Source organism: Burkholderia sp. Ac-20344 (genome assembly GCF_017104975.1).
Lineage (GTDB): Bacteria > Pseudomonadota > Gammaproteobacteria > Burkholderiales > Burkholderiaceae > Burkholderia.
This window is the reverse complement of sequence record NZ_JAAGPP010000069.1, coordinates 1-19,677: the sequence shown is the minus strand read 5'-3', so window position 1 is coordinate 19,677 and position 19,677 is coordinate 1. Positions and strand designations below refer to the sequence as shown.

Below are 19,677 nucleotides of genomic sequence, written 5' to 3'. Positions count from 1 at the left end.
GTGGATTCCGTTGGCGGAAATCGGGTCGATATCGGTTTGGGTGTTACCGGCGTCAGGCGGCGCGCTGCGCGTCGCCTGCACCGTCGTTCTCGTCCGTCGCGCCGAAGCGCGCGGGGTAGCGCATGCAAAAGCGCACTGCGGTGTCGTACGGATAAAAGTCGGGCAATTCGCCCTGGATCAGCTTGTCCTTGCTGGCCTGCCACAGCGCGGGATCGAAAAAGTCCGCGTGATGCTTCATGAAGACGTCGCGCACGCGCGGGTCGCCGAGCAGGAACGGCCCGTAGGTCTCCGGAAAGATGTCGTGCGGGCCGACGGTATACCACGGTTCGCCGGACAGCTCGTCTTCCTCGTGGCGCGGCGGCGGCACGCGGCGCACGTTGCAGTCGGTCAGGTACTCGATCTCGTCGTAGTCGTAGAACACGACGCGGCCGTGGCGCGTGACGCCGAAATTCTTATACAGCATGTCGCCGGGGAAGATGTTCGCCTTCATCAGCTCCTTCACCGCGTTGCCGTATTCCTTCACGCCGTGCTCGATGTCGCTGTTGGAGCCGTTCTGCAGGTACAGGTTGAGCGGCGTCATCCGGCGCTCGATGTACAGGTGCTTGATCACGAGATTGCCGTCCTCGTATTCGAGCAGCGACGGCACTTCCTTTTCCAGCTCGCGCACGAGCGCGTGGTCGAGCCGTGCGAGCGGCAGCGCGACGCTCGAATACTCGAGCGTGTCGGCCATCCGCCCGAGGCGGTCGTGGCGCTTCACGAGCTGGTACTTCTCCATGATCTGCGCGCGCGTCGTCTCCTTCGGCGGCGGGAAGTGATCCTTGATGATCTTGAACACGTACGGGAACGACGGCAGCGTGAACACGAGCATCACGAGGCCCTTGATCCCGGGCGCGATAATGAAGCGGTCGCTCGAATGCGACAGATGGTGCAGCAGGTCGCGATAGAACAGGTTCTTGCCCTGCTTCTGCAGGCCGACCGACGTGTAGATCTCCGCCTTCGGCTTGCCGGGCATGATCGTGCACAGGAAGTCGACGTACGCGGACGGCACGCCCATGTCGACGAGGAAATACGAGTGCGAGAAGCCGAAGATGATCATCAGCTGGTCGCGGCGCAGCAGCACGGTGTCGAGCGAGAGCACGCCCGGGCGCACGTGGCGGATCGGCACCGCGAACGGCAGCACGCGGTCGGCGTTGATGATGCGGCCGACGATGTATGCGCTCTTGTTGCGGAAGAACAGCGACGACAGCACGTGGATCTGGAAATTCGGCGCTTCGTCGAAGTGGCCGAATTCGTCGTGGATCGCCTGCATCACGCACGCGATGTCGCGCGGGAGATCGTCGAACGCCGGCTCGAGCTGGAAATTCGTGACGATCCGCTCGAGCGTGGCCGAGAGCCCGTCGGTGCCCGGATAGTACGCGCGATAGGTCGGCTTCGCGGCCGGCTCGTCGTTCTCGAGATACTCGGTCGAGATCGCCGGGCGCACGAAGATGAAATCGTTGCTGAAGTACGAGCGGTGCAGGATCTTGCAGCACACCGAATTGAAGAAGGTCTCCGCGCACTCGGGCTGGCGGTGCGACGTGAGCAGGCCGATGTAGTGCAGCTTGATCTGTTGCCACACTTCGTCGTCGATATTTTCCGCGTCGTATTCGTCTTCCAGCACCTCGACGCATTCCTGCACGCGATCGTCGTACGACGTGATCCGCTCGCGCGCGAGCCGCTGCAGCCCGTGCCAGTCGCCCTGCTCGTACAGCGTCTTCGCTTCGACGGCCGCCTCGCGGAAGATCCGGTAGTGACGGTCGAAGTTTTCGAGCATCGTCTGCGCGACGTCGAAACCGATCTGCGAAGACAGCAGTTTGGGGAAGTGATTCATCGCGTGCAGGCTCGTTCGGGAGGGGCTGTAAGCACTCGTCATTTTAGCGCCCAAGCGGGCGGTTCAAGGACTTTGCGGCGATGCGCGGCCGGCCGGCAGGCGGCGGGTTGTCCGTCGTTGGATGCCGTTCGGTGCATCTTCGCGTAAAGATACGGGTACGGAACGGATTCTGGCACGAACTTTTTTTGACGGGCAGGCTGCCGCCGGGCACGCGTTGCGCGGGACGGCGATAGAATCGACGCACCGCCCGCCACGGCCCGCCGCCGGCGCGCATTCGCACCGATAACGACGAGACGCCCCACCGATGAACGCACTGGAACACCAACTCGACTACCCCTTCGCCGACACGCTGCCCGCCGCGGGCGACACGTTCGAGGTCGCGCCCGGCGTGCGCTGGCTGCGCATGCCGCTGCCATTCTCGCTCGATCACATCAACCTCTGGCTGCTGCGCGACGAGATCGACGGGCAGGCCGGCTGGACGATCGTCGATTGCGGGATCTCGTCGGATGCGATCCGCACGCACTGGGAGCAGATCTTCGACACGCAGCTCGACGGCCTGCCCGTGCTGCGCGTGCTCGTCACGCACTGCCACCCCGATCACTTCGGCCTCGCGAACTGGCTGTGCGAGGGCGGCGACAAGGGCCGCTGGAAAGTGCGGCTGTGGATGACGCTCGGCGAGTACCTGTTCGGCTGCCTGATGGCGGCCGGCAACGGCTCGAACGCGGGCGGCGCGGCGGCCGCCGATCACTTCGCGCGCCACGGGCTGACGGATCCGGCCTCGCTCGACAAGCTGCGCAACCGCCGCAGCTACTACTCGGATCTCGTGCCGGCCGTGCCGCCGCGCTACCGGCGCCTGCGTGAAGGCGACGCGGTGACGATCGGCGCGCGCACGTGGCGCGTCGTGACCGGTTTCGGCCATTCGCCTGAACATTGCGCGCTCTACAGCGAAGCGGACGGCGTGCTGATCTCCGGCGACATGGTGCTGCCGCGCATCTCGACGAACGTGTCCGTGTTCGACCTCGAGCCGGAGGCCAACCCGCTCGCGCTGTACCTGCAGTCGCTCGGCCGCTACGAGACGATGGCGCCCGATACGCTGGTGCTGCCGTCGCACGGCAAGCCGTTCCGCGGCGTGCGCACGCGCATCGCGCAACTGCGCGAACACCACGACGCGCGCCTGGCCGAAGTGCGCGTCGCGTGCGCGGAAAAGCCGATGAGCGCGGCCGACATCGTGCCGATCATGTTCCGCCGCCGCGAGCTCGACATCCACCAGATCACGTTCGCGCTCGGCGAGGCGCTTGCACACCTGAACCTGCTGTGGCTCGCGGGCGAGCTCGTGCGCGAGCAGGGCGGCGACGGCGTGATTCGCTACGCGCGGCCGTGAGCATGCGCGTTGGCGCACGCATGCGTCGCGCTTTGGTACGATTTCCAGATTCCGATCCGAATACCCGCAGCGAGCCATGTTTCGCAACACCTCTCTCGCCGACGTCATCACGCTCGCGGAAATCCGCGCACTGGCCGACCCGAAATCCTTCGAGCGCGGCAACGCGTATTACCACGACGGCGCCGTCTCGCGGCTGACCGAGCGCGACGGCGAGCTGTCGGCGACCGTGCGCGGCACGTATCGCTATCGCGTTGAATTCTCGGCGGGCGAAGACGGCGCACTGCATTACGCGTGCAGTTGTCCGGTAGGCGACGAAGGCAGGTTCTGCAAGCACGCGGTGGCCGTCGCGTTGTCGTGGCTCGAAAACAGCGGCGAGGAAGTTTTTCACGAAGCGGAGCGCGAGCCGTCGAAGCCGCGGCGCAAGCGCAAGACTCATGGGGAGCTGATTCGCGACTATCTTGAGACGCTCGATGAGCGCGCGTTGCGGAGCTGGCTGCTCGATGCGGCCGAGCACGACCGGGCGTTGCGAGACAGGCTGCTGTTCGACGCACGCAGCGCGAACGTCGACGATGTGGCGAGTCTGCGTGCCGCCGTCCGGCAACTGGCGCGCGTGTCGCGGCCGCTCGGTTGGGACGAGGCTCACGTCTATGGCGAAGGCCTGTTCGAGCTTGCGGACATGCTACGGCGGCAACTGGCGGGTCCCCATGCTGCGAACGTGGTCGAACTGGCGGAACTGGCGATTGCCGAAGTCGAAGCGAGTCTCGAGCAGATCGACGACTCGGGCGGCAGTGTGGCGCCCGGGATCGGCGAACTCGCCGCGCTGCATCTCGACGCGTGCATCCGGACGCGGCCGGATCCGATGAAACTGGCCGAACGCCTGTTTCGCCTGCAGGCCGGCGGGCAGTGGGATACGTTCCGCGACGTGGTGCCGGCCTATGCGGAGCCGCTGGGTGAAGCGGGGTTGAGCTGCTACAGGAAACTGGTCGAGAGTCATTGGGCCGCGCTCCCGCCGCTGCTGCCGGGGCGGGACGACCGGCGCTCGTACGAATCGGCGCGCCTGAATCTCGAGCATGCGATGGAGTCGCTGGCGAGGCACGACGGCGATGTCGACGCGCTGATCGGCATCTGGTCGAAGGATCTGTCCGCTTCGTACCGGTTCGCGCAGATCGCGGAATTGTGCGCGGCGCACGGCCGTTTCGACGAAGGCCTGGCATGGGCCGAACGCGGCATGCGCGAGATGAAGGATCGGCACGACGATCGTTTGCTGGGCTTCTGCATCGATGAGCATGTGCGTCGACGCGCGTTCGATCGGGCGGACGAACTCGCGTGGCAGCGCTTCGCATACCATCCGACGGCAGATGCATTCCGTGCGTTGATGAAGGTCGCGAAGGCGACGAAGCGATGCGCCGCCGTCAGAGAGCGGGCGATTTCACATCTGCTGTCGCTCGCGCGGCAGCGGGAAACGCCGGGGCGGGCGGGCACGGCCGCACGGCGTTGGGAACCGTCGCCGCGCACCGAACTCGTGAAGCTGCTGCTCGCGGAGCGGGACGCTCTCGCCGCGTGGGACGTCTTTGTCGGCGGGCCGGTTGAAGTCGGCGTCTGGCCGACGATGGCGGTGGCGCGCGCGAAGACGCATCCGGAGGACGCGATCGCGCTGTATCACCGGTATCTGCCGTTCGCGCTCGACCATGGCGCGGGCAGTGCGCGGTACGACGAGGCGTTCGGCGTCGTGCGTGATATTCGCGCGCTGCGGATTGCGCATCGCCGGCAGGCGGTATTCGACGCCGAGCTCGAAGAAATTCGCAAGACCTACCGTGCGAAGCGCAACTTCATCAAGCTGCTGGCGAAGCTGGACGCGTGATACAACTGACGGGAGAGCGAAGCATGGAGAAGCAAATCGATCTGCGGGCTGTAGACGACACCGTGCTCGCACTCTTGTACCTGACGTTGCACGACGGCAATCGCGCATGGAAAAGCTTCGATTGGGATGTACTGAATCGATTGCATGAACGCGGCCTGATTGCCGATCCGGTCAACCGGGCGAAATCCGTGGTCCTGACCGACGACGGCCTGCGTGAATCGAAGCGGCTTTTCATGCGCCAGTTCGTCGAGTCCGATCCGGACGTCACGCACCCCGGCGAGCGATCGTGATCGCCAATCACGCGACGGGTTCGTAGCGCCACCCGTCGCGATGCCATTGCATCGTGTGCGTCGGGTCGAGCGCCGCGAGAAACGCGGCGTCGTGCGACGCGACCACGATCGCACCGGGGAAGCCGGCCAGTGCGGCTTCGATCGCACGCACCGATTCGAGATCGAGGCGGTTGGTCGGCTCGTCGAGCAGCAGCAGTTGCGCGGGCGTGCCGCGCCACAACGCACACGCGAGCGCGGCCTTCAGCCGTTCGCCGCCGCTCAGCTGCCGCGCCGGCTGCGTCGCGCGCGCCGCGTCGAGCTGCAGCAGCGCGAGACGGCTGCGCAGGTCGCCTTCTGCGAGCGGCGTATCGAGCAGCCCCAGTTGCTCGACGATCGAACGATCGGGATCGAGCAGCGCGAGCCGCTGGTCGAGATACGCGGCGCTCACGTGCGTCGTGCATTCCCCTGAGCGCGGCGCGAGTTCGCCCGCGAGCATCCTCAGCAACGTCGATTTGCCGCACCCGTTCGGGCCCGTCAGCGCGATGCGCACGGGGCCGCTTGCCGACCACGTGATTGCATCGGCTGCGTCGGCAACGCGCCACGGCAGTTGCGCGCGTTCGAGCGTGAACAGCTGGCGGCGCGCGCTGACCTCGGTGCCCGGCAGCGACACGAGCACGGGCGCATCGGCTTCGATGCGCGCGGCCGCCTCATGCACGCGTTCGTCGAGCGCCGTCTTGAAGTCGTCCTGATGGCGCCGGACGTGCCCCATGATGCTGCGCGCCGCGCCCTTGCGGCTCTGTTTTGCCATCGACGATAGGTTGGCCGTCTTCGCATCGCGCAGCGACGCGGCGGCGTGGCGCTGGATCGTGTCGTGTTCCTGTTCGAGCCTGCGCCGCACGCGCCCGCGCTCGGTGCGCGCATGATCGAGCGCCGCTTGCGCGGCATCCTGTTCCGCGTCGCGCTGCGCGCGATAGAGCGCGTAGTTGCCGCCGTACGAGCGCGCGCCATGCGGCGTCAGTTCGACGATGCGCTGCACGTCGGCGAGCAGCGCGCGGTCGTGGCTCACGATGACGAGGCCGCCGCGCCAGCCGTCGAGCGCCGCGCGCAGCCACGCGCGGCCCGGCGCGTCGAGATGGTTGGTCGGTTCGTCGAGCACGAGCAGGCCGGCGCCGGACAGCAGGGCGCCGATCAGCGCGACGCGCGCGAGTTGCCCGCCACTCAGTGCCTGCGCGGGCATGTCGGGTTGCACGTCGTGCAGGCCGGCCTCGTCGAGCGCGCTGCGCAGCCGCTCCGCGAGATCCCAGCGATCGCCGATCAGGTCGAAGTCGTGCGGCTCCGCGCGACCGTCGGCGAGACGCGCGAGCGCGCCGAGCGGAGCATCGAGTGCGGCGATCCGCGCGACGGTTCGCGGGCCGGCCGTTACGTTGCCGTCGTCGTGCTGCTGCGCGACGTAGACGACTGGCGTATGCCGGTCGATCGTCCCCGAACTCGGCGCGCAGCGGCCCGCGATCAGTTGCGCGAGCTGGCTCTTGCCGATGCCGTTGCGGCCGACGATGCCGGTTGGCGTGCGGTCGATCGAGAGGTCGAGCGAATCGAACAGCGTGACGCCGTCGTCGAAGCGGAAGGAAACGTGATGAAGCGCGACGAGCGCGCCGGTGGGCGTGGCTGCAGCCATAAGCACCTCCGAAAATGCGTGAAGACCTTCGCGCGCGGCGTGCGTGGCACGGCGGCGAAAACATTTTGGGAAGGCTTAGTTGTTCACTTTGGCTGGCGTCCGGTATGAGGAATGAGCGCGCAGTGTAGCAAGCGCGGCGCGCGGGCCGCAAGCGACGGCCCGACGCACCGTCGCTTGCGCGCCACGCGCGAGGGTCGCGTTACTGCACGGCGACGGTCGTGAAGTTCTGCCGTCCGAACGGGCTCACGTGATAGCCGCCCACGTTCGTGCGCGTGAGCGCGGCCGCGGTCGGGTAGCCGAGCGGAATCCACAGCGCCTGGTCGTGGATGATCTTCTGCGCGGCTTCGTACAGCTTCGCGCGCTTGGCCTGGTCGGCGGTCGACTTGCCGTCGGCGATCAGCTTGTCGAGCTGCGTGTCGCAGAAGCGCGCGAAGTTGATGCCCGATTTCACCGCGTTGCAGCTGAACAGCGGCGACAGGTAGTTGTCCGGATCGCCGTTGTCGCCGGCCCAGCCCATGAACAGCATGTCATGCTGGCCGAGCTTCGCCTGCTTGATCAGCTCGCCCCATTCGATCACCTTGACCTCGGCCTTCACGCCGATCTTCGCGAGGTCGGCCTGCAGCAGCTCCGCGCCGACCTTCGGATTCGGGTTCAGCACGCTGCCGGTCGGGCGCGTCCAGATCGTCGTCGAGAAGCCGTTCGGGAAGCCGGCCTGCGCGAGCAGCTGCTTCGCCTTCGCGGGATCGTACGCATACGGCGCGACATCCTTCGCGTAGCTCCACGTGTTCGGCGGATACGGGTTGTTCGCGGCCGTCGCGGTGTTGTCGAACACGACCTTCAGGTAGGTCGCGCGGTCGAACGCGAGGTTCAGCGCCTCGCGCACCTTGTCGTTGTCGAGCGGCTTCTTCTGCGTGTTCAGCGCGACGAACGCGGTCATGAACGCGGGCGTCTGCACGACCTTCAGCGCGCTGTCGCCCTTCGCGGCGAGCACGTCCTGCGGCTTCGGCGACAGCGCGATCTGGCATTCGCCGGCCTTCACCTTCTGCAGGCGCACGGATGCGTCGGGCGTGATCGCATAGATCAGCCGGTCGACCTTCGGCTTCGTGCCCCAGTACGTCGGGTTCGCGTCGTAGCGGATCAGCGCGTCCTTCGTGTAGCTCTTCAGCACGAACGGGCCGGTGCCGACCGGCTTCGCGTTCAGGTCGGCCTGCTTGCCGGCCTTCAGCAGCTGGTCTGCGTATTCGGCCGAGTAGATCGACGCGAAGCCCATCGTCAGGATCGGCACGAACGTCGCGTTCGGCTCGTTCAGCACGAACTTCACCGTGCTGTCGTCGACCTTCGTGACCGACTTCACGAGCTTCACGAGGCCCATCGACTGCGCGTGCGGGAAACCGCTCGCGCCGGCCACCTTGTGCCACGGGTTCGAATCGTCGAGCATCCGCGAGAACGTGAACACGACGTCGTCCGCGTCGAGCGCGCGGCCCGGCTTGAAATAGTCGGTGGTCTGGAACGCGACGTTCGGGCGCAGGTGGAACGTGTACGTGAGGCCGTCGGCGCTCGCGTCCCATTTGTCGGCGAGCGCGGGCACGACCTTCTTCGCGGCTTCGTCGTACGACACGAGCGTGTTGAAGATCACGTCGGCCGATGCGTTGGTCGTGACGAGCGAGTTGTACTGCACGACGTCGAAGCCGTCCGGGCTCGATTCCGTGCAGACGGTGAGCGGCTTGGCGGCGGCGAGGCCGGGGGCGGCGAGGGCAGCGGCGAGCGTGGCCGCGGCGAACAGCTTGACCTGCATAGGATCTCCCACGTGGCTTGTGTTTTTTGCTGGGTGACGGGATGCGGGCGCGGCCCGGAAGCGGGCAGGGCCGGCGCGGCTGGCGAATAGCATACCGTCAAAGCGCGCGACGCGTGAAAAAAGGCGCCTGAACGCGGTGAATTGACCGAAATACGGCTGCGTTCACGACGGAACGGGTGTTGGGGCGGCGGGCGGGGTGGAGGGGTTGCGGGCAGAAGGAGGGTTGGCGCTGGGGAAGTCGGGCAGCGGCGCGGCAGGGACGGCACGGAAGCGGTGCGGGCGTGCCGCGAATCGAAGCGGAGAAGCGGTGATGCGTCGATGCGTTCGTGCGGTGATGCAGTAGTGATGCGTGAGGCGGAGAGGCGGAGAGGCGGAGAGGCGGAGAGGCGGAGAGGCGGAGAGGCGGAGAGGCGGAGAGGCGGCCCGCGAAGCTTCGCGCGGGCCGGCCCGTGGTCCGATCAGTGTGCGCCGGCCTTCGGCTTGCGCGGCGCCTTTTCGAACAGGCGGTCGTACAGCCAGCGCGGCAGCACGTGCAGCACCTTTGCGACGACGCCCATCTGCCACGGAATCACGCGGAACGCGCGCTGCCGCGCGATCGCCCGGGCCGCACGGGCGGCGAAGCGGTCGGCGTCCATCAGGAACGGCATCCGGTACGGGTTGTGCGCGGTCATCGGCGTGCGGATGTAGCCGGGCGCGATCGTCACGACGCCGACGCCGGCCGGCCGCAGCTCGACGCGCAGCGATTCGAGATACTTGATCGCGGCCGATTTCGACGCGCTGTACGCGCCCGAGCCGGGCAGGCCGCGCACGCCGGCGACGCTCGCGACACCGACCAGCGTGCCGTGACGTGCGGCCGTCATCGGGCCGACGAACGGCTCGAACGTCGCGACCATCCCGTAGTAGTTGATGTCCATCACGTTGCGGAACGTCGCGAGATCGCCCTGGCCCGTGACGGCGCCCTGGCTGATGCCCGCGTTCGCGATCACGACGTCGGGGCAGCCGTGCGTCGCGATGAACGACGCGGCGGCCGTCGCGAGCGCGTCGGCGTCGCGCACGTCGGCGGAATAGACGGAGATGGACAGCTTCGGGAAGCGCCGCGCGAACGCATCGAGGGCATCGGTGCGTCGCGCGACGAGTGCGAGCGTGGCGCCCTGGCGGGCGTATTCCTCGGCCATCGCGAGGCCGAGGCCGCTCGATGCGCCGGTGATGAAGACCTTCAGCGGAGTAGTCATGCCGGCGCGCGGGCGGGGATCAGAGCTTCTTGTCCTGAACCTGCTTCACGAGGAAGTCGAGCACCTGGGCCGTGCCCGGGATGCTGTTCGCGTAAGCGGGGCCCGTCTTGTACTTGCCCTGGACGACGACCGTCGGCACGCCGTCGATCGCGTAGTCCTTCAGCAGCTTGGCCGACTGGTTCACTTCGCCCTGCACGCTGAACGAGTTGTACGCGTCCATGAACTTCTTCTTGTCGACGCCCTGCGTGGCCAGGAAGTCGGCCTGCGCCTGCGGCGTCAGCAGGTAGTTCTTCTGCTTGTGGATGGCGTTGAAGATCGCCGGCGTGACCTTCTCGGAGATGCCGAGTGCGGACACCGCATAGAACAGCTTCGAGTGCGGGATGAAATCGTCACGGAATGCGACCGGGACGCGCTTGAAGTCGATGTTGTTGCCCTGCTTCTTCACCCAGGCCTCGATCGTCGGCTCGAATTCGTAGCAGTGCGGGCAGCCGTACCAGAAGAACTCGATCACCTCGATCTTGCCGGCCGGCGCGGACACCGGCTGCGGCGACTTCATCACTTCGAAGTCCTTGCTGGCGACCGGCGCGGCGGGCGAAGCCTGCGCGAGGCCGGCGGCCAGGCCCAGGGACAGAAGGAGCGTGCTAAGCAGTTTTTTCATGTTGTGAACGTCGAATCAGTTGCTCGGGTTACGGAACGTAACGGGTTCTGAGTGGGCTCGGCCGGTTGCTTACTGCTTCGTGAAACGGATCACCGCCGTGTCGACACCTGCATCGGACAGGCGCTGGCGGGCCGAGTTCATATCCTCGAACTTCGAGAACGGGCCGACGCGCACGCGGAAGTACGTCACGCCGCTGACATCGCGCTTCGACACCTTCGACTCGAAGCCCTGGAAGCCGAGGCGCGCGCGCTGCTGCTCGGCGTCGCCTTCCGTCTTGTACGCGCCCACCTGCAGGAAGTAGCCGGTATTCGCGTCGTTCGCGGTCGGCGGCTTCGCTGCCGCGGCGGCCGTGGCCGACGAGGTCGGCTTCGGCGTGTTCGCGGCCAGTTGCTGCTGTTGCTGCTTTTGCGCAGCGGCTTGCTGGGCCTGCTTCTGCGCGGCGAAGCGGGCGAGATCGTCCTCGCCGCCTTGCTGCTGTTGCTGCTGTGCTTGCTGCGTCTTCTTCGGCGGCGGCGTGGTGTCGGCCGGCTTCGGCGCGACGGCGACGCCGTTGCCCGACGACGTATTGTTCGACGCGGTCGTGCCGTTCGAATTGCCGGAGTTGGTCGAGCCGCTCGACCCGTTGGCCGACGGCGGCACTTCGACGATCTGCGGTTCGGGCAGCAGGCCGCCCTGGGTCTGGTTCGCGGCCTGGCCGGGCGCGGTGTTCGGCGGCGCGGGCTGCGCGGCCTGCGGCACCGGCTGGCCCGGCGTCTTGCCTTGCAGCGCGCGGTTCGGATCGAACTGCTGCGGCTGGCTCGCGCCGTTGTCGGCCGGCGGCGGCGCGACCTTCGACACGAACGGCGACGGGGAACGCGTGATGTAGAGCGCGACCACCACGGCGATCGCGAGGCCGACGATCAGGCCCAGCACGATTCCAAGAAATGTTCCTCCGGCTTGTTTCGATTGTTTCGAAGTTCGGCGTGGTTGTGCCATTGCTTGAGTCACCTGCAAAAAGAATCGTGAAAAGGCCGCGGCAAGCGCTCCTGCGACAGGCGCTGCTGCGGCCATTCGCTGCCCGATTCGGGCCGCTTGCTGCCTTACATCTTGGCGGGCGCGGACACGCCGAGCACCGCCAGACCGTTCTCGAGCACCTGCCGGGTCGCGGCGAGGAGCGCGGCGCGCGCATTGCGCGGCGCTTCGTCGTCGACCAGCACGCGCTCCGCATTGTAGAACGAGTGGAATTCGCCAGCGAGGTCACGCAGGTAGAACGCGACCGCGTGCGGCGCCAGCTCGTTTGCCGCGTGCGTGAGCATGTCCGGGTACTCGGCCAGCTTCTGCATCAGCGAAGCCGCTTGCGCGCTCGTCAGCTGCGACAGGTCGGCGCCCGGCAACTGCGCGGCGTCGACGTTGTAGCGCGACTTCAGTTCGTTGAGCACCGAGCAGATCCGCGCATGCGCGTACTGGACGTAATAGACCGGGTTTTCGTCGTTCTGTTTCAGCGCGAGGTCGATGTCGAACACGAACTCGGTATCGGCCTTGCGCGAGATCAGGAAGAACCGCACCGCGTCGCGGCCGCGCGTGATGGTCGCTTCGTCGATCAGGTCGGGCGCCGCTTCCTGGCCCGCTGCTGCGCCGCCCGACCATTCGATCAGGTCGCGCACCGTCACGTAGCTGCCCGCGCGTTTCGAGATCTTCACTTCCTGGCCGTCGCGCATCACGGTGACCATCTTGTGCAGCACGTAGTCGGGGTAGCCCTTCGGGATCCCGATGTGCAGGCCCTGCAGGCCCGCGCGCACGCGCGCGATCGTGCCGTGGTGGTCCGAACCCTGGATGTTGATCACCTTCGTGAAGCCGCGCTCCCACTTCGTCACGTGGTACGCGACGTCCGGCACGAAGTACGTGTACGTGCCGTCCGACTTGCGCATCACGCGATCCTTGTCGTCGCCTTCGTCGGTCGTGCGCAACCACAGCGCGCCGTCCTGCTCGTAGGTCATGCCGGCCTTGATCAGCGCGTCGACCGTCTTCTCGACGCGGCCTTCGCTGTACAGCGACGATTCGAGGTAGTACTGGTCGAACTTCACGCCGAACGCCTGCAGGTCCATGTCCTGCTCGCGACGCAGGTACGTGACCGCGAACTTGCGGATCGCGTCGAGATCCTCGACGTCGCCCGTGCCCTTGACCGGCTCGCCGTCCGACGCGGCGACCGTTTCGCCGTTCAGGAAGTCGCGGGCGATGTCGGCGATGTATTCGCCGTTGTACGCGGCTTCCGGCCAGCCCGCGTCGCCCGGCTTCAGGCCGCGTGCGCGCGCCTGCGTCGAGATCGCGAGGTTGCCGATCTGCACGCCCGCGTCGTTGTAGTAGAACTCGCGGTGCACCGCGTAGCCCTGGCTCGCGATCACGTTCGCGAGCACGTCGCCGAGCGCGGCCTGGCGGCCGTGGCCGACGTGCAGCGGGCCGGTCGGGTTCGCCGACACGAATTCGAGCAGCACCTGCTTGCCTTTCTCGCGATCCGACGTGCCGAATGCGCGGCCCTGGTCGAACACGGCGGCGATCACCGCCTGTTTCGCAGCGGCCGACAGGCGCAGGTTGATAAAGCCGGGGCCGGCGATCTCGGCGGCTTCGACGAGGCCTTGCGCGCCCGGCTGGGCGGTGAGGGCGGCGACGATCTGCTCGGCGAGCTGGCGCGGGTTCGTGCCGAGCGGCTTCGCGAGCTGCATCGCGACGTTGCACGCGACGTCGCCGTGCGCGGCGACCTTCGGGCGCTCCAGCGTGATGGCGGGGGCGACGAACGTTGCGTCGGCGCCTTTCAGCGCGTATGCGACCTGCTTGACGCTATCCGCGAGCAGGGCTTCGAGAGTCTGTTTGTGTGCTGGCAGCATGCTGGTAGAAGGCTTCGTTGGTGGCGGGCGGAAACGCCGGCCCGCCGGCGCGCTTTTTAAGCGCGCGTTTCAGGGATCGCAGAATTTTAACAGGTGCTAATATGCCGCTCAGGCGGTCCGCGTCCGCGAGGCCGGACGCCGGTCTGCCGGCGTTCCCCAACCGCGCCGCGCAGGCACAACAAGATGAAAAGGGAATTGTCATGATTACGTTCAAGAGCAAGGCGGCACAGGATCTCGACGTGCTGAAGGATTTCGCCGTGTATGTGCTGGGTCTCGTCGGCAAGCAGCTGGGCGAGCGCGGTGTGATTACGCACGACGAACTGGACCACGCGATCGCCAAGCTGGAAGGCGCGGTCGCGCAGGCGAAGCAGGAGCGCGCCGAGCATGCCGGCCATTTCCACGAGGACGAAACCGACCACGCGCACCACGAAGTGCCGCCGAGCCTGGCACAGCGCGTGGCCCCCTTCCTCACGATGCTGCGCGAAGCGAAAGCCGGCGAAGCCGACGTGCACTGGGGCTTCTGAGCCCGCTTGCCCGGCCGTCCGGAAGGATCGAAAGGCAGAAAAAGCCCGCTACCGAGCGGGCTTTTTCTTTTTGTCTGACAATAACGCGCGGCGGCGCGTCCGTCGAAGCGTCGATTACAGCTGCGGCGCGAGCGCGCGGCGCGCGTCGTCGAGCGACAGCGCCATGCGCTGTGCGTAATCCTCAAGCTGATCCTGCCCGATTTTGCCGACCGAGAAGTACGTGCTGTCCGGATGCGCGAGATAGAAGCCCGACACGCTCGCGGCCGGCAGCATCGCCAGCGAGTCGGTCACGCTCATGCCGATCTCGTCCGCGCGCAGCACGTCGAACATGTCGCGCTTCACGAGGTGGTCGGGGCAGGCCGGGTAGCCCGGCGCCGGGCGGATGCCCGCGTACTTTTCGGCAATCAGCGCGTCGTTGTCGAGCGTCTCGCCGCTCGCGTAGCCCCACAGCTCGCGCCGCACGCGTGCGTGCATCGCTTCCGCGAAGGCTTCCGCGAAGCGGTCGGCGAGCGCCTTCAGCATGATCGCGCTGTAGTCGTCGTGGTCGGCTTCGAACTGCTTTTCCTTCACGTCGACGCCGAGGCCGGCCGTCACCGCGAACATCCCGATGTAGTCGGCGACGCCCGATTCCTTCGGTGCGATGAAATCGGCGAGCGAGCGGTTCGGCCGCATCACGCCGTCGACCACCGGGCGCACGCTCTGCTGGCGCAGGTTGCGCCACGTGAGCAGCACTTCCGAGCGCGACTCGTCGCTGTAGATCTCGATGTCGTCGCCGTTGACGGTATTCGCCGGCAGCAGCGAGATCACGCCGCTCGCGGTCAGCCAGCGGCCCTGGATCAGGCGCGCGAGCATCGATTTCGCGTCGGAGAACACGCGCCGCGCCGATTCGCCGACGATCTCGTCGTTCAGGATCGCCGGGTACGGGCCCGCGAGATCCCAGGTCTGGAAGAACGGGCCCCAGTCGATGTACTGCGCGAGTTCGTTCAGGTCGTAGTTCTTGAACACGCGGCGGCCGATGAACTTCGGCTTCACCGGCTGGTAGCCCGCCCAATCGACCTTGGTCTTGTTCGCGCGCGCTTCGGCGAGCGTGACCATCGGCTGCGCCTTGCGGTTCGCGTGCTGGTCGCGGATGCGTTCGTAGTCGGACTTCAGCTCGTCGAGGTACTTCGCCGCGCCTTCGTCGGACAGCAGGCTGGAGGCGACCGACACCGAGCGCGATGCGTCCGGCACGTAGACCACCGGGCCTTCGTAGTGCGGCGCGATCTTCACGGCCGTGTGCACGCGCGAGGTGGTCGCGCCGCCGATCAGCAGCGGGATCTTCTTCACGCGGAAGTAGTCGTCGCGCTGCATTTCGGACGCGACGTAGGCCATTTCCTCGAGGCTCGGCGTGATGAGGCCCGACAGCCCGATGATGTCCGCGCCCTCGACCTTCGCCTTCGCGAGGATCTCGTTGCACGGGACCATCACGCCCATGTTGACGACTTCGAAGTTGTTGCACTGGAGCACGACCGACACGATGTTCTTGCCGATGTCGTGCACGTCGCCCTTCACGGTCGCGATGACGATCTTGCCCTTCGCGCGCACGTCGCCGCCCGCTTCCGCGAGCAGCCGCTTTTCTTCCTCGATGAACGGGATCAGGTGCGCGACCGCCTGCTTCATCACGCGCGCCGATTTCACGACCTGCGGCAAGAACATCTTGCCCTGGCCGAACAGGTCGCCGACGATGTTCATCCCGTCCATCAGCGGCCCTTCGATCACGTTGATCGGACGCCCGCCGGCCGCGGCGATCTTCGCGCGCACTTCTTCGGTATCCTCGACGATGAAGGTCGTGATGCCGTGCACGAGCGCATGCGAGAGCCGCTTCTCGACCGGCTGGTTGCGCCACTCGAGGTTCTCTTCCTTCTTCGCGCCCCCTGCCTTGAACTTGTCGGCGATCTCGAGGAGCCGGTCGGTCGAATCGTCGCGGCGGTTCAGGATCACGTCCTCGACGCGCTCGCGCAGTTCCGCGTCGAGCTCGGCGTACACGCCGAGCTGGCCCGCGTTGACGATGCCCATGTCCATCCCCGCCTGGATCGCGTGGTACAGGAACACGGTGTGGATCGCCTCGCGCACCGGGTCGTTGCCGCGGAACGAGAACGACACGTTCGACACGCCGCCGCTCACCTTCGCGTACGGCAGGTTCTGCTTGATCCAGCGGGTCGCCTCGATGAAGTCGACCGCGTAGTTGTTGTGCTCCTCGATGCCGGTCGCGACCGCGAAGATGTTCGGGTCGAAGATGATGTCTTCCGGCGGGAAGCCGCACTGGCTCACGAGCACGTCGTACGAGCGCTTGCAGATCGCGGTCTTGCGCGCGAAGGTGTCGGCCTGGCCCTGCTCGTCGAACGCCATCACGACGGCCGCCGCGCCATAGCGGCGGATCAGCTTCGCGTGATGGACGAACGCTTCCTCGCCTTCCTTCAGCGAGATCGAGTTGACGATCGCCTTGCCCTGCACGCACTTCAGGCCCGCCTCGATTACGTCCCACTTCGACGAGTCGATCATGATCGGCACGCGCGCGATGTCCGGCTCCGATGCGATCAGGTTCAGGAAGCGCACCATCGCCGCCTTCGAATCGAGCATCGCCTCGTCCATGTTGATGTCGATCACCTGCGCGCCGTTCTCGACCTGCTGGCGCGCGACGGCGAGCGCCTCGTCGAACTGGCCGTTGAGGATCATGCGTGCGAACGCCTTCGAGCCGGTGACGTTGGTGCGTTCACCGACGTTGATGAAGAGCGTCCCGGACGTGACGTTGAACGGCTCGAGGCCGGCGAGGCGCATCATGTGATCGGTCATGGCGGTGCGAATTCTGGTGATGAAGGGCGTGGTCGGTCGGGTCAGGCGTTGTCGCTGTACTGGTTCGGCCAGCGGCGCGGCTTCACGTCGGCGAGCGCCTTCGCAATCTCGGCGATGTGCTCGGGTGTCGTGCCGCAGCAGCCGCCCGCGAGGTTCACGAGCCCGGCCTGCGCGAATTCCTTCAGCAGGCCCGACGTGACGTCCGGCGTTTCGTCGAAGCCCGTCTCGGCCATCGGGTTCGGCAGGCCTGCGTTCGGGTAGCACGACACGTAGGTGTCGCACAGCTTCGCGAGCTCGGCGATGTACGGGCGCATCAGCGCCGCGCCGAGCGCGCAGTTCAGGCCGAACGTGAGCGGCTTCGCGTGGCGCAGCGAATTCCAGAACGCCTCGACCGTCTGGCCCGACAGGATCCGGCCCGACGCATCGGTGACGGTGCCCGAGATCATGATCGGCAGGCGCTCGCCGGTGTCCTCGAACAGCTCGTCGAGCGCGAACAGGGCGGCCTTCGCGTTCAGCGTGTCGAAGATCGTCTCGACGAGGAACAGGTCGACGCCGCCGTCGAGCAGCGCCTTCGCCTGCTGGTAGTACGACGCGTGCAGCTCGTCGAACGTGACGTTGCGTGCACCCGGGTCGTTGACGTCCGGCGAGATGCTGGCTGTCTTCGGCGTCGGCCCGATCGCGCCCGCGACGAAGCGCGGTTTTTCCGGCGTCGCGTATTTCGCAGCCGATTCGCGTGCGAGCTTCGCCGATTCGACGTTCATCTCGACGACGAGATCTTCCATCCCGTAGTCGGCCTGCGCGACGGTCGTCGCGCCGAACGTGTTGGTCTCGACGATGTCGGCGCCGGCCGCGAAGTACTGGTCGTGGATCTCGCGGATGATCTGCGGCTGCGTGATCGACAGCAGCTCGTTGTTGCCCTTGATGTCGCGCGGGAAATCCTTGAAGCGCTCGCCGCGATACGCGGCTTCGTCGAGCTTGTAGCGCTGGATCATCGTGCCCATCGCGCCGTCGAGGATCAGGATGCGCGATTTCAGCAGCGCGGGCAGAGCGGCGCCGCGCGTGTAGGGCGCGTCGAGCGGGACGGAAGCGGCGAGAGGAGTCGCAGACATGGGCGAAAGACCGGCGAAGACGGGAAAACCGTCATTGTAGCCGGTGCGCATGGGCGCCGCCCGGCCTTGCGCCGCGCCGGCCGGGCCGCCAAATGAAAACCCCCGCCAGGCGAACCGGGCGGGGGCATGATCGGAGTGCTCGCGGCGCCGCATCGATGCGCGGCGAATGGCCCGGCCGCGCAAGGCGCCGGGCCGCGGGTCGTCAGTGCAGCACGACCGGCATCATCATCAGGCTGTCGAATTGTCCGAGGAATTCGTCGACTTCGTCGAGCGACGGTTCATCCTCGATCAGCTGCTTCACGTGCGCGCGGAATCGTTCGGCAAGTTCGCCGTCGATGAAGATTTCGCGCTGCGCGTTCTTGTCGACGATTTCGTATCCGCCGGCATTCATCAGGTGGTGGCCGGCCTGCGGCGCGAATTCGACGACGCAGTAGTTGGGGCTGTTGTAGATCATTTGCATGGCGGCACTCCTCTTCGCAGTGGCATCTGGCCTTGTTGTCCCCTAGGTGGGGCAAGCCTTGCCGGTTTCAAGGGGCTTGCGCTGCACACCCCGTTCCCGTTTGCGTGGGGTGTATCGGTTAGAAGCCGATGTCTATGAAACGTTTCCCATTGTCTGCCGGTGGACTGAAATAGTTGTTAAAGAGTGTCATCGGCCATTTCACGGAAATCTGTAATCGGTCGAAATTGCCGAATCGCGCGTGTCTGCGCGTGAGTTCACTGTGTGACAGGCGATGTGACAGGCGGTGACGCGGGCGGTGCAGCCGGTACTGCAGCCGGTTGTGCCGGCGGTTGCACGGTAGCCGGTGGCGCGGGTTGTGCCGGTTCCGCGGCCGGTGCGCCCGCGGCATCGGGCGTCGGTGCACCGGCGGGCGCATGCGAGGCGCCGCTTGCCGGTTCAGCGTCGGACGGCGCGCCCGGCGCCGCGAGCCGGCCATGCCACAGTAGCTCGATCTGCGCGCCGTTCGGTTCGCTCTGCACGAGCCGGGCGGGCAGCCAGCCGAGCGACGGGGCGAGCCACATGTCGATGCGGCGCGTGTCGCCGTCGCGCCGCGGCAGGCGCATGAAGTGCCGCGCGTCGACGATGCCGGCCTGCGTCTGCACCTGCTCGTCGCCGATCACGGCGATCGGCCAGGTCTCTCCGCTGTTGTTGTCGATCACGAAGAACTGCTGCGTGACGCCCGGTTTGTACGCAGACGGATTGCCGCGCAAGAGCCCCGACAATTGCATCAGCATGCTGAAGCGGTCCTGCACGCCGTCGGGCAGCGGCGCGTTGTTCGGCGTGCGCGTGAACACGACCTGCCGGATCTCGCGGTTGAAGATCGCGATGTCTTCCGGCCGCTTGCCGCGCTTCTCGACGTAACGGTCGGGGGCGACGCCGAACGCGTCGATGCGGCCTTCGCTGCGGTAGCTGAACGGGCCGACAAACGGCACGGGCATCGACACCGACAGGTCGTAGGTGCGCCCGTCGGTGCGCCAGTGGATCGTGCCGATCATGTTCTGCATGCCGTTGTAGAACGTGTCGTACTGCAGGTCGCCGGATGGCGGGGCGGCGAACTTCACGCCGTTCGTCGCGGGGCCCGGCGTCGCGGCGCCGGCGGCGCCCGCGGCCA

Annotated in this window: 15 protein-coding genes; 4 read left to right on the top strand and 11 right to left on the bottom strand. The window is 66.7% G+C overall.

All coding sequences use genetic code 11. The features are described 5' to 3' along the window. Positions 1-52 precede the first annotated feature (52 nt). Positions 53-1,870 carry a bifunctional isocitrate dehydrogenase kinase/phosphatase gene (gene aceK, locus G3N64_RS21230; RefSeq protein WP_205785676.1) on the bottom strand — a complete coding sequence of 606 codons (1,818 nt, stop codon included), beginning with the start codon at positions 1,868-1,870 and terminating at the stop codon, positions 53-55. A 304-nt stretch (positions 1,871-2,174) separates the two neighbouring features. Between aceK and G3N64_RS21225 the strand changes: the two genes are divergently transcribed. The 3 genes from G3N64_RS21225 (at position 2,175) to G3N64_RS21215 (ending at position 5,402) form a co-directional block, all read left to right on the top strand. Beyond that, entirely contained in the window at positions 2,175-3,251 is a 1,077-nt protein-coding gene (locus G3N64_RS21225; protein ID WP_205785675.1) for an MBL fold metallo-hydrolase, read from the top strand. Positions 3,252-3,327: 76 nt separating this feature from the next. Then, the gene (locus tag G3N64_RS21220; RefSeq protein ID WP_205785674.1) at positions 3,328-5,112 is read left to right on the top strand and encodes a DUF6880 family protein; all 1,785 of its coding nucleotides are present in this window, start codon (positions 3,328-3,330) and stop codon (positions 5,110-5,112) included. A gap of 23 nt (positions 5,113-5,135) precedes the next feature. Then, entirely contained in the window at positions 5,136-5,402 is a 267-nt protein-coding gene (locus G3N64_RS21215; protein ID WP_205785673.1) for a DUF6429 family protein, read from the top strand. A 7-nt stretch (positions 5,403-5,409) separates the two neighbouring features. On the opposite strand, the gene G3N64_RS21210 is transcribed toward G3N64_RS21215, so the two are convergent. The 6 genes from G3N64_RS21210 to argS form a co-directional block, all read right to left on the bottom strand. After that, positions 5,410-7,056, bottom strand: coding sequence for an ATP-binding cassette domain-containing protein (locus G3N64_RS21210; protein ID WP_205785672.1), 1,647 nt, complete (start codon positions 7,054-7,056; stop codon positions 5,410-5,412). Positions 7,057-7,255: 199 nt separating this feature from the next. Continuing rightward, entirely contained in the window at positions 7,256-8,851 is a 1,596-nt protein-coding gene (locus G3N64_RS21205) for an ABC transporter substrate-binding protein (protein ID WP_205785671.1), read from the bottom strand. A 458-nt stretch (positions 8,852-9,309) separates the two neighbouring features. After that, positions 9,310-10,083: an SDR family oxidoreductase gene (locus G3N64_RS21200; protein ID WP_205785670.1), complete on the bottom strand. Its 774-nt coding sequence runs from the start codon at positions 10,081-10,083 to the stop codon at positions 9,310-9,312. A gap of 19 nt (positions 10,084-10,102) precedes the next feature. Next, positions 10,103-10,741 carry a thiol:disulfide interchange protein DsbA/DsbL gene (locus G3N64_RS21195; protein WP_205785669.1) on the bottom strand — a complete coding sequence of 213 codons (639 nt, stop codon included), beginning with the start codon at positions 10,739-10,741 and terminating at the stop codon, positions 10,103-10,105. Between the two features lie 69 nt (positions 10,742-10,810). Further along, on the bottom strand, positions 10,811-11,716 hold the full coding sequence (locus G3N64_RS21190) for an SPOR domain-containing protein (protein ID WP_205785668.1): 906 nt from the start codon (positions 11,714-11,716) through the stop codon (positions 10,811-10,813). 104 nt (positions 11,717-11,820) lie between these two features. Further along, positions 11,821-13,602, bottom strand: a complete 1,782-nt coding sequence (gene argS, locus G3N64_RS21185) for an arginine--tRNA ligase (protein ID WP_205785667.1) — start codon at positions 13,600-13,602, stop codon at positions 11,821-11,823. Positions 13,603-13,802: 200 nt separating this feature from the next. Here argS and G3N64_RS21180 point away from each other — a divergent pair, with 200 nt between their 5' ends. Continuing rightward, positions 13,803-14,126: a DUF1840 domain-containing protein gene (locus tag G3N64_RS21180; protein ID WP_124496591.1), complete on the top strand. Its 324-nt coding sequence runs from the start codon at positions 13,803-13,805 to the stop codon at positions 14,124-14,126. A gap of 114 nt (positions 14,127-14,240) precedes the next feature. Here the strand turns inward: G3N64_RS21180 and metH are convergent, their stop codons facing one another. The 4 genes from metH to G3N64_RS21160 form a co-directional block, all read right to left on the bottom strand. Next, the gene (gene metH, locus G3N64_RS21175) at positions 14,241-16,958 is read right to left on the bottom strand and encodes a methionine synthase (protein ID WP_205785666.1); all 2,718 of its coding nucleotides are present in this window, start codon (positions 16,956-16,958) and stop codon (positions 14,241-14,243) included. A gap of 41 nt (positions 16,959-16,999) precedes the next feature. Continuing rightward, positions 17,000-18,067: a homocysteine S-methyltransferase family protein gene (locus tag G3N64_RS21170; RefSeq protein ID WP_205785665.1), complete on the bottom strand. Its 1,068-nt coding sequence runs from the start codon at positions 18,065-18,067 to the stop codon at positions 17,000-17,002. 202 nt (positions 18,068-18,269) lie between these two features. After that, the gene (locus G3N64_RS21165; RefSeq protein WP_006477667.1) at positions 18,270-18,527 is read right to left on the bottom strand and encodes a DUF3567 domain-containing protein; all 258 of its coding nucleotides are present in this window, start codon (positions 18,525-18,527) and stop codon (positions 18,270-18,272) included. Positions 18,528-18,781: 254 nt separating this feature from the next. Further along, on the bottom strand, positions 18,782-19,677 hold an 896-nt coding region (locus G3N64_RS21160), incomplete at its 5' end, for a DUF3108 domain-containing protein (protein WP_205785664.1).

Excerpts from the sequence above, each read along its gene's own strand:
- G3N64_RS21225 (WP_205785675.1), top strand. The coding sequence starts at position 2,175 with ATGAACGCACTGGAACACCAACTCGACTACCCCTTCGCCGACACGCTG.
- G3N64_RS21165 (WP_006477667.1), bottom strand. The coding sequence starts at position 18,527 with ATGCAAATGATCTACAACAGCCCCAACTACTGCGTCGTCGAATTCGCG.
- argS (WP_205785667.1), bottom strand. The coding sequence starts at position 13,602 with ATGCTGCCAGCACACAAACAGACTCTCGAAGCCCTGCTCGCGGATAGC.
- aceK (WP_205785676.1), bottom strand. The coding sequence starts at position 1,870 with ATGAATCACTTCCCCAAACTGCTGTCTTCGCAGATCGGTTTCGACGTC.
- G3N64_RS21190 (WP_205785668.1), bottom strand. The coding sequence starts at position 11,716 with ATGGCACAACCACGCCGAACTTCGAAACAATCGAAACAAGCCGGAGGA.
- G3N64_RS21180 (WP_124496591.1), top strand. The coding sequence starts at position 13,803 with ATGATTACGTTCAAGAGCAAGGCGGCACAGGATCTCGACGTGCTGAAG.
- G3N64_RS21210 (WP_205785672.1), bottom strand. The coding sequence starts at position 7,056 with ATGGCTGCAGCCACGCCCACCGGCGCGCTCGTCGCGCTTCATCACGTT.
- G3N64_RS21205 (WP_205785671.1), bottom strand. The coding sequence starts at position 8,851 with ATGCAGGTCAAGCTGTTCGCCGCGGCCACGCTCGCCGCTGCCCTCGCC.
- G3N64_RS21200 (WP_205785670.1), bottom strand. The coding sequence starts at position 10,083 with ATGACTACTCCGCTGAAGGTCTTCATCACCGGCGCATCGAGCGGCCTC.
- G3N64_RS21215 (WP_205785673.1), top strand. The coding sequence starts at position 5,136 with ATGGAGAAGCAAATCGATCTGCGGGCTGTAGACGACACCGTGCTCGCA.
- G3N64_RS21195 (WP_205785669.1), bottom strand. The coding sequence starts at position 10,741 with ATGAAAAAACTGCTTAGCACGCTCCTTCTGTCCCTGGGCCTGGCCGCC.
- G3N64_RS21220 (WP_205785674.1), top strand. The coding sequence starts at position 3,328 with ATGTTTCGCAACACCTCTCTCGCCGACGTCATCACGCTCGCGGAAATC.
- G3N64_RS21170 (WP_205785665.1), bottom strand. The coding sequence starts at position 18,067 with ATGTCTGCGACTCCTCTCGCCGCTTCCGTCCCGCTCGACGCGCCCTAC.
- metH (WP_205785666.1), bottom strand. The coding sequence starts at position 16,958 with ATGACCGATCACATGATGCGCCTCGCCGGCCTCGAGCCGTTCAACGTC.